The following is a 9,115-nucleotide window of genomic DNA, read 5'->3' as shown; positions in this document are numbered from 1 at the left end:
TCGGCTACGTCTGCGATGACCGCCGAGCCGAATAAATCAGCGTTTCCTTAGGAAAATCCGCAGATGAGCGAACTTGTTCAGATTGCGCCCGGCGTTGTGTTCTCATCCGATGTTCTGGGCGCCGACTGGGTGCGGAAGTATCGACCGGACGATGAGAACCCTCAATCCATGGACCGGCAGAGCCTGGCGGTAAAAGAGGGCGATCCAACAGTTCCCACCAGCATACCGGCTCAGTTGTCGTTGTTGTAGAGAACTGTGGATGACAGACATCTTGCGCCTGTCGGCCTTCGCGTTACCGCCGACGTTCCCTCCCGAGTCGGTACCCGACGCCTGTATCCGTTTCGTCCGTGAGTGCGTGCCGGGCCTGACCAAGCGTCAATTGCTTGCCCGCACACGTGCGCGAGGTTGGACGCCGACATGGCGGCCTATGACGCATCTTGTTCGCGAGGGGTTTGAAGCGTTTGCCTTCGACTTGATCGTGGATGGGGCGCACGTCCCCGTGATTGCCTGGATGCAGCGTCTCGGGAAAGATGTCGACCGCGTCTCGGTATCCACTCGAGATCCACGGCAGCTCTACCTGTTTTAATGGTGCAGTTCGATTCAGTTCGACGTACGGGTCCAGCTCCATGCATGCGTATCCGAAAGCGTGCAGTGGATAGTCGGACCCGGCCCCGGAACAGAAGCAACTCTCCCGTCGGCTTCCGGTCGGACCACCGTTTACGCATCGTTCAACCAGGCCATTTCCACGGGTGAAACGACCAGTTGCCGGAATTCTCGCTTCAGATCGAAGATGAACCCGACCAGGATCATGGAGTCGGCGTAGGGAATCGGAAAGACCTGCGGATTCTCCGGCGTCCGCAGGGGCCGCTCTGGCGTGTCCGCTGTCGCTGCGGCGTTCTTGCGAACGCTTTCCAGGTCGTCAGCCATGGCCGGGCCACCGACTTTCAGCACACGGCTACGCAGGTCGCTGAAGGGTTCGATGCGCGCAGCGTCTTCGTGGTATTCGGGCACTTCATAAACGAACCAGGACATTGTCGTCTCCCGTAAGAAGGGGCGCTATTCTAACGCTGCACGAGGATCACCGAAATCGGCAATGTTGTGCGATGGCCGCGGGAAGGCTAAAGGGGGCGATTTCTGACGAGGCGGGCCGCCGCAGCGCCGAAAGCGTGACCTTGCACACAACGTGAGCCCGCTTTCGCATTACCCCACCTGAACTTGCGCTGCTATGGCGTGACAGGCCGGCTTTTGCCTGCATGGCGTTCAATGCCGCTATGTCGTATTAGCGGCATGGCATTTAATGCCCCAAAACCCCTATAGTACGAACTGAGCCGCGCCGGAGTAGGGAATTTGCACACCGGTGACGGCCGATCAATCCTGAACGGGGACCACTGATGCGCAAGGAATACGAACTGCAGACCGACGTGCTGGCGACGATCGTCGCGGCCACTCCGGTGACGCCGAAGCACGCCGAGTTGCTGACCGCGCTCGCGACCCGAACAGACTATCGAGGCGCGCGCTACGCCGTGACGCGCGACGAATTCTCCGAACGCCCGGCGCGCGTGATCGATGCCGAGGGTCGCGAGATCGCAGCTGACTACCATGCGTGGATCGACGCACAACTCGACGCACACGGCGGCTCGGTGCAAGACGTGTTAATCACGCATCAGGATTCCGGCTATCAACTGGTCGAGGTTCAGCCGCTGTTGCATTTCTTCGTGTACGACCGCGGCGGCGACCAGGACAATTTCGTGCAGCTGGAGGTCTGGGAGGAACAGGAATTCGTGGAGCGCACCGTGTTTCCGCGCACCACACCCTGGCGCTTTCCGGACGCGCGTGAGTTGCGCTCGGGGTGGCACGACATGCCAGTCGAACGGTTTGAGCGGCGCATGCTCGGGACGCCGCGATATCGGCTCGCGGCGGTGATCGATATGCAACGCTTCACGGCGCTGGCAGAGGCGACCTATCTTGAGCGGCGGCAGCGCGACGGCGATCGGGAATTGCTCGAGCGGAACGTCGAGACGGGCGAAGAGCGGGTGGTCAGCGTGCGCGAGCTCACGCCGGGCTACGAACGGCAACAGTGGCGCGGCCGCCGCTTCTTCGACGACTGGGCCGCATCGAGCGCGGGCCGCGCCGGCGAGCGGGCCTGCGCGCGCTGGGTGTTCAGTACCGAGGACTACACCGATCCGCACCACGGACACGGTATGGATTTCGTGCCGCGCTGGACCCACACGCGCAAGATCGCGGCGCTGAAGAACACCGCGAAGCTGGACGCGTACAGCTTGTACGGGAAGCTCACGCAGTTCGACGAGCGCATCGGCCATCGCTTCGCCTGGTACTTCTATGGCCTGCACGGCAACTTGATTCTGAGTGGTCAGATGGAGCGCGTGCTTGACGCGGCGGAAGCAGGCTTGATCGTGCTTCCCGAGCACGACTACCAGGTGCTGCGCCGCTGGGCCGACGATCAATACGGTTTCTGAGGGCACCTTGATGAGTACCACTGCCATCATTTTTGTGCTGTTCAGGCAAGTGCCGACCCTGGCACGCTTGTCCGATCTCGAGGCAGCGATCTCGGCCCGGACCGGGGTGGCAATCTCGCGCAAGTACGATGACTACGAACGTTTGATTCACAAGGAGGACGACGATTGGTGGGCCGACCTCTGGCCAGATGGGTCCTTGCGGTACCGGGGCGACGGGGCTGGCGCAAGAGCGCAGGGTGCACCGTCGCTCGACCATCGTCTGTACCGGATTGACTACCTCTCACGATACTGGAATGTGACTGGATACCGCGATGGGCCCGGACTGCAATACGCGCGGACGTTGCAAACACTGATCGAGCAAGACGATGTCGAGGGCGTTTGGTATACCGACAGCGCGGACATGCACAACAAACTTCTCGCGCCGTCGACGCATGACACAGTGCGGCACATGATCGATGAGTGCTCGCCTTGATGGCGGCGCCGGCGGCCACTTCCTGAACGCGATTTCAACCTGCAGGAGACTGGATGAAGACCACCGCGCGATATACCAAGGGACGAGGCGAGGCGTCCGTTCACGCACGCGCGACGGTGCGCGCGCATACCGACCACGCACTCGTCGAGATTGATGTCGCCGGGCAGTTGAATAGCGAACATCACTTCCGGATGATCGGTAGCGCGGAGGAAACCGAGACGCTCGCCCGCCAGTCGCTCGGGGCGGTCGCCAAGATCCGCGCGGTGGCGCCTGTTGCACTGGTGTCGACGAGCGAGGCCGCATGAGCCTGCGCGAATGGACCTTCCGCCGCGCGATGGCGCGCGTCACGGCGAAGCGCTCGCCAAGCCGGATCCCCCTCAGCGGCGAGCGGCTGATGCAGCGGGACTATTTTTCGGTGGCCTTGAGCGACCTGACCGAGGGCGACGTGCTGGTCGATGCGCTCGTCGGTAATTTCATTGAAGGGCGCGTGTGGGTGCCGCCAATTGAACCGAATAAATCTGGCGAGTACGTTACACCGGTCACGATTCCGGTTGCGCGTGCCGCGATGGCAAAGGCGCACTACACCTACTATCTGCGGCAGTACGAATTCAGCGAAAGCGATTCGGCGACGCTTTGGTTACGACTGGTGGGGGGGTACTACCACCTGGTTGCTTGGAGAGAGGACGCCCGGCAAGGGCGCTTCAACCGGCAGTCGCTGGAGCGGCGCAATCGCATGGATCTGCTGCAGTGGTTGATCGAGCATGCCTCGCTTGCAACGCATGGACAGGAGTACCTCTACCAGTCGCCGCTGGATATCCTGACTAAGCAGCATGGCAAGCGTTGGACTCGTCACCCTGCGGCGGTTGAGACATTGAATTACACCAGGCTGCTGCTCCAGTCGCTGCATCATGACCAACTGGTCGAATTCGACAATGTCGCGGGTTATCGCCCGGGGCCGCGGGCCATTGCTGAAATCGAGTCGTTCTTGACCGATGAGCGACGTCACAAGGACAGCCAGAAAATCCAACAGCATCTCTACTGGGTCGCAATCGCTGCGGGATTGGCCGCCGCCGTACAGGCAGTGGCAGCGGCCTGGCCGATCGTCGAAGCAAAATTCGCTCAGCGGCACGATGCCAACGCGGTTGGTCCGGCAGTGACAGACGACTCGGGTCAGCCACCCGCAGACACAAACGGTGTTCGGAAATGACATTCGTGATGTTCGTCAACCGTAAGTGGATCCCGTCCGCGCTGGCAGCTGCCGCATTCGTCGCGGGCATGGTGGGCGCCTGGTATTGGTACCGATCCGCCAAAGTCGATGTCAAGCGCGTCGAACTCGACCCGGCCGACCCGTTCGATCCACTCGAATTCGAACCCGTCGAGCTCGACCAGAAACAGTTGTGGATGCACGTTAGGCAAATGAACGCGACAGAGGCGATCTGGACCGCGCAGCTGGAGGCGAATCGCGAAATGGGACGGTTGAACAAGATTGCTGCCGGATTGACCGCGGCGGCAGTTGCGCTCGGGACCGCCGGCACGCTTTGGTCGACGTTGTTCGGTCCGCCCTGAAGCGGCGGCCGATGACCGAAAACTTGCGTGCTGGTTGAACACCTCCTGCATCACTTTCCGCATTCCGCGCGAAAGGCGTTCCAGGAGGACATCATGTTCGATCCGCACGATCCGCGTTGGCGCCGGCTGATTTGGCTGCTCAGAGTGACCAGCGCCTACCGTCTGGTTCGGGATCTCGTTCGCGAGATCTTCGACCACTTTCATTAAGTGACCCCGCCCGCCCCGAACGGGGCGGGCCAACGAGAAAGGAAAAAATAATGGCCGGTCTGACCTACGAAGCACTCACGAAGCACACCGAGCGCGAGATCCGCGACGCCATGCAACGCGCCGCGGCCTGCGAGCTCGGCAGCTACAGCCTCGGCCTTGCCTTGGGAGAGACTCGCGCCGCGCGGGCGCTGTGGGATGCACTCGTCGTGACGCTGGACCGAGCCCATGCAGCCGAGATCCGTGCGGACGGTGAACGTTTTGAGGCGCTCGCTTACGCGAAGCGCTCGGCAACCGCCTGACGCGTATGAAAACTTCGGTCAATGCGACGTGGCGGCATCGCAGGACGACCGGCGCGAAGGACGCGGGCGGGGCAGGGAAACTGAACGGCGTTGCGATCGCGATAATGACGACGCTCGGCGCGGCGTTGCCGGCGGGGCTGCTGTACTGCGTTGGGCGCGCAACGCGCAGCGCCATGCTGTTGATGTGGGGCCTCGATCCCGAGTTGTTGCCCGTCGGCCGCATCGAGACGATCTACGCAGGGCTCGGTGCAGGGTTGACGGCGGTGCTGACGGCCCTGGTCACGCTGGTCCTGCTGTCGCTGTACCTGATTCCGGTCTACGGCTTGAACCGGCTGGTTGCCACGAAGCTTCAGCAGCGCCGGGAAAGGAAGGGGCTCCCTGCACCGAAGCGTTCGGCGTCGCCCCGGAAGGTGCCTGAGTGGATCGAGCGCGGCGTCACCCGAGCCCTGTTGTTCGCCGGCGCGTCGGCGCTCAGTGTGATCTGCTTTTTCGCGCTGCAGAAGTACGCGGAATCGAATGGTGTCGACGCTGCAGTCGAACAACGCAAAGCCATGACCACCTGTGACCCACAGCGGCTACCGTATCCGAGGTTCAAACCGATCGTGATCGAGCGCGTGGCAGGGAGTGCGACCGCGCACTACTCCGGTTTTTTGATCGCGTGTGCCGGGACCGGATGTGCGATCTACGACCCTCTACGTGATACCGCGCAGTTCGCGCCGCGTGACGGGGTCCTTCGGTTCGAGACGGCGACGGTCGATCAGGTCTGCCACCCGGCGACGCGCGGCACCGCGACGGAACGTGCTGCGCCGGCGTCCCGGCATTAAATCCATTCACGAGAGCTCACTCATGGCACCATCGCGCGGCGCTACTTCGACGCCGACACGACCGAGTCGCTCGACGTCGAGCGCCTGTTGCGCACGATGCGCGACGACCTCGTGGCGCACGCGCTGCGAGAGGGCTCGGCGGTGCTGATGTCGCACCTGCAGGCGTCGATCGCGAAGTGCGAACCCCGCCTGACACCGGTGTCCCTGCAGATGATCGAGCAGGCCGCCGGCGCGTGGGCCGCTGCGACTCCGGCCGCCGACCATCCGGTGAGCCGATGGTGGCGACCGCTCATCGCCGATCGGCTGGCCGGCGAGGGCGTCGTGACGCTCGGCGAGCTGGTCGCGTTCTGCAATCGCCGCGGCGGCAGCTGGTGGCGCTCGGTGCCGCGCATCGGCGCCGACCGCGCGCGCATGCTGGTCACGTGGCTGCGCCGCCATGCCGACACGATCGGTCAATCGGTCGATGTCGACGTCGATACCGCCGAGCCGCTGGTGCTGCCGGGGCAAACCGTTGAACCCGCGCGCGGGCAGCTGGAACCCCTCGAGCGGCTCGCGGTGCCGCACCCGCTGTCCGGCGCGGCGGGCACGAATCGGACGGTGGTGTTTCCGTACATCCGGGCGTCGCACGATCTCGCGGCCGTGCGCGCCTACCTGAGCCGCTACACCGGCCAGGACGCGACGCAGCGCGCGTACCGGCGCGAGCTCGAACGGCTGCTGTTGTGGGCAATCGTCGAGCGTAGGGTCGCGCTGTCGTCAATGCAGGTCGAGGATTGCGAGGCGTACAAGGCATTTCTCGCCGCGCCATCGGCCGCGTTTATCGGGCTGCCCGTGTCGCGGGCCTCCGGCCGCTGGCGGCCGTTCGGCCTCGGCGGCCTGTCGCTCGACAGCCAGTTGTACGCGGTGCGCGCGATTCGCGCAGCCTTCGAGTGGCTGGTCAAGGTCCGCTACCTCGCGGGCAATCCGTGGGCGGCCGTCGTCGACCCGAAGCCCGTCAAGCACGCCAAACGCCTGCACGTGGGCCGAGCGCTGCCGTTCGATTTGTGGACGCGCACACGCGCCGCGCTTGCTGACTGGAGCGAGGGAGCCGGCCCGCAGGCGCCGCGTTGGCGGGCAGCCCGCGCGCTGCTGCTGATGATGGGGGACGCGGGCCTGCGCATTGCCGAAGCGAGCGCCGCGTCGCGGGATGCGCTCGAGCTACATCCGGCCGATGGCGAGATTCCGGCCACCTGGGGGCTACGGGTCATCGGCAAGCGGCGCAAGGAGCGCTTCGTGCCGATCAGCGGCACGTGTATCGACGCGCTGCGCGCCCACTGGCGGGACCGGGGGCTGGACTTCGACGCGCCCGACGGTGCGGGATCAACGGACGGCGCCCTGATCGCGCCGCTGGTCATTCCGCGCACCCCGCGGGCACGCGAAAAGTTCGCGCGCAAGTACGACGCCAGCGACAGTGCGACCCAGAAGATACTGCCCGGCTATTCGGTGCGCGGCGCGCGCGGTCTCGCCCAGTGGGCGATCGAGCAGTTGCTCGAAAAAATGATAGATTTGACCGAGTCGGAGCGTCGGCGCCTCACCGGCCTATCGCCCCACGCGTTCCGCCACACGTTTGGCACGCAGTCGGTGGCCGCCGACGTACCGCTCGACGTCGTGCAGCAGTTGCTCGGGCATGCTTCGCTTCAAACGACGTCCGAATACGTGACGGCCGAAGAGAAGCGCCGTCGCGCGGAGATCGGGAAATTCCACGCGCGCTTGATCGAGTAAAAATAAAGTACCCGCTGGAAAAATCGGCAGCATTTCGACGCGATCGCTAGGGATCGATCTGGGGCATGGCGAAGGCGGTGTTGGGAATGGTCCCTATAGGGCTTGATCAACTTTCCCTTCGGTTCGGCGAGGCATTGCCTCATACCGGTTGCAGCCGGGATAATGCCCACTATCTTTTTGACTACGACACTGCAAACGAAAGGCTGGATGACAAATTCCCTTACCCTGCAGGGTGACGAAGACTATCGCCGCTGGCTCACGGAGCTCAAGCAGCGGGTCGAGCTTGCCCGTGCACGCGCCGCCGCAAGCGTGAATCGCGAGCTGGTGACACTGTACTGGCAGATCGGTAGCGACATTCTCGAACGCCAGGAGCGACAAGGGTGGGGGACAAAAGTCATCGATCGGCTGGCTCAGGACCTAAAGGCTGCATTTCCCGACATGCGGGGATTCTCTCCGCGCAACCTGAAATACATGCGGGCTCTAGCGCAAGCATGGCCATCATCGGAATTTGTGCAGCAGCCTGCTGCACAATTGCCGTGGTTTCATCTCTGTACCTTGCTCGACAAAGCAAAGGATCCGGCGGTCCGCGATTGGTACGCGGGCAAGGCACTTGAGCACGGCTGGTCCCGCAACGTTCTCGCGATGCAAATTGACACGCAAGCACATGCGCGGGCGGGTGCGGCCGTAACCAATTTCGACGCTCGCTTGCCGCCTCATCAATCAGATCTGGCGCGCGAAGCGCTCAAAGATCCGTACATCTTCGACTTCCTTGGATTGTCCGAAGATGCTCAAGAACGCGATATCGAGCAGGGGCTGACGCGGCACATTACTCGCTTTCTCCTCGAGCTTGGCGCCGGCTTCGCGTTCGTAGGCCGGCAGTATCGGCTTGAAGTCGGCGGCGACGAATTCTTCATCGACCTGCTGTTTTACCACCTGAAGCTTCGCAGTTACGTGGTGGTAGAGCTGAAGGCAACACCGTTCCGTCCCGAATATGCCGGGCAACTGAACTTTTACCTGTCCGCGGTCGACTCGGAGTTGAAGTCGCCTGATGATCATCCGACCATCGGGCTGCTCCTGTGCCGGGAAAAGAACCGTTTGGTTGCCGAGTATGCGTTGCGTGGCATGGCAAATCCGATGGGCGTCGCCGAATACCAGCTCCTCCGAGACGTCCCCGCGTCGCTGGAAGCAGGATTGCCATCCATTGACCAGATTGAAGCAGAATTGGGCCCGGATTTGTCTGATTCAGACTGAGCCTGGTTGGTCCACCGCAGTAAAGACTCTACAAAATTCCTAATATGGCCGGTTCCGACCCTGTTTTGCTGATAATACATATTATGTCAAATTCGATATTCCCGAATGAAGTCCCGTCGGCCCCATGCCCGCTCGACCTCCGACACGCTCAAAGCACGTCCAAAGCTTTCCCTTTCCGCTGGTTTTTTCACCGTTTGTGGACAATTGAATTGCGTATTCCGGCGAACGTGATCACGCATTTCGGCGGATCGTGATCATGGA

At 62.7% G+C, this 9,115-nt stretch carries 13 protein-coding genes; 12 read left to right on the top strand and 1 reads right to left on the bottom strand.

All coding sequences use genetic code 11. The annotated features are described in order from the left end of the window. The first annotated feature begins 63 nt into the window (after window positions 1–63). Complete coding sequence (locus tag ACSHSS_RS29010) at window positions 64–249, top strand: hypothetical protein (RefSeq protein ID WP_445545880.1); 186 nt, start codon at window positions 64–66, stop codon at window positions 247–249. Between the two features lie 10 nt (window positions 250–259). Next, window positions 260–586 (top strand): hypothetical protein, encoded by a 327-nt coding sequence (locus tag ACSHSS_RS29005; RefSeq protein WP_445545879.1) that lies wholly within the window; start codon window positions 260–262, stop codon window positions 584–586. 131 nt (window positions 587–717) lie between these two features. Here ACSHSS_RS29005 and ACSHSS_RS29000 read toward each other — a convergent pair whose 3' ends face one another. Beyond that, entirely contained in the window at window positions 718–1,032 is a 315-nt protein-coding gene (locus ACSHSS_RS29000; protein WP_445545878.1) for a helicase, read from the bottom strand. 359 nt (window positions 1,033–1,391) lie between these two features. On the opposite strand from ACSHSS_RS29000, the gene ACSHSS_RS28995 reads away from it, so the two are divergent. From ACSHSS_RS28995 to ACSHSS_RS28950, 10 genes are all read left to right on the top strand, one after another. After that, a complete protein-coding gene (locus ACSHSS_RS28995) occupies window positions 1,392–2,477 on the top strand; it encodes a hypothetical protein (RefSeq protein ID WP_445545877.1) in 1,086 nt (361 codons plus the stop codon). Window positions 2,478–2,487: 10 nt separating this feature from the next. Next, entirely contained in the window at window positions 2,488–2,949 is a 462-nt protein-coding gene (locus ACSHSS_RS28990) for a hypothetical protein (RefSeq protein ID WP_445545876.1), read from the top strand. 53 nt (window positions 2,950–3,002) lie between these two features. Further along, window positions 3,003–3,254, top strand: a complete 252-nt coding sequence (locus ACSHSS_RS28985; protein ID WP_445545875.1) for a hypothetical protein — start codon at window positions 3,003–3,005, stop codon at window positions 3,252–3,254. After that, window positions 3,251–4,156, top strand: a complete 906-nt coding sequence (locus tag ACSHSS_RS28980) for a hypothetical protein (RefSeq protein ID WP_445545874.1) — start codon at window positions 3,251–3,253, stop codon at window positions 4,154–4,156. The genes ACSHSS_RS28985 and ACSHSS_RS28980 overlap by 4 nt, the downstream gene beginning before the upstream one ends. A gap of 5 nt (window positions 4,157–4,161) precedes the next feature. Continuing rightward, a complete protein-coding gene (locus ACSHSS_RS28975) occupies window positions 4,162–4,515 on the top strand; it encodes a hypothetical protein (RefSeq protein WP_445545873.1) in 354 nt (117 codons plus the stop codon). A 27-nt stretch (window positions 4,516–4,542) separates the two neighbouring features. Further along, complete coding sequence (locus ACSHSS_RS28970; protein ID WP_445545872.1) at window positions 4,543–4,722, top strand: hypothetical protein; 180 nt, start codon at window positions 4,543–4,545, stop codon at window positions 4,720–4,722. Window positions 4,723–4,772: 50 nt separating this feature from the next. Then, window positions 4,773–5,021, top strand: coding sequence for a hypothetical protein (locus ACSHSS_RS28965; RefSeq protein ID WP_445545871.1), 249 nt, complete (start codon window positions 4,773–4,775; stop codon window positions 5,019–5,021). Between the two features lie 5 nt (window positions 5,022–5,026). Beyond that, the gene (locus tag ACSHSS_RS28960) at window positions 5,027–5,845 is read left to right on the top strand and encodes a hypothetical protein (protein WP_445545870.1); all 819 of its coding nucleotides are present in this window, start codon (window positions 5,027–5,029) and stop codon (window positions 5,843–5,845) included. 96 nt (window positions 5,846–5,941) lie between these two features. Continuing rightward, the gene (locus tag ACSHSS_RS28955) at window positions 5,942–7,603 is read left to right on the top strand and encodes a phage integrase family protein (RefSeq protein ID WP_445545881.1); all 1,662 of its coding nucleotides are present in this window, start codon (window positions 5,942–5,944) and stop codon (window positions 7,601–7,603) included. A 207-nt stretch (window positions 7,604–7,810) separates the two neighbouring features. Further along, a complete protein-coding gene (locus tag ACSHSS_RS28950) occupies window positions 7,811–8,854 on the top strand; it encodes a PDDEXK nuclease domain-containing protein (protein WP_445545869.1) in 1,044 nt (347 codons plus the stop codon). The last annotated feature ends 261 nt before the right edge of the window (window positions 8,855–9,115 follow it).

The organism is Burkholderia sp. BC1 (assembly GCF_052683555.1).
Note: the sequence above shows the minus strand (reverse complement) of the source record. Positions and strands in the feature narration are given on the sequence as shown.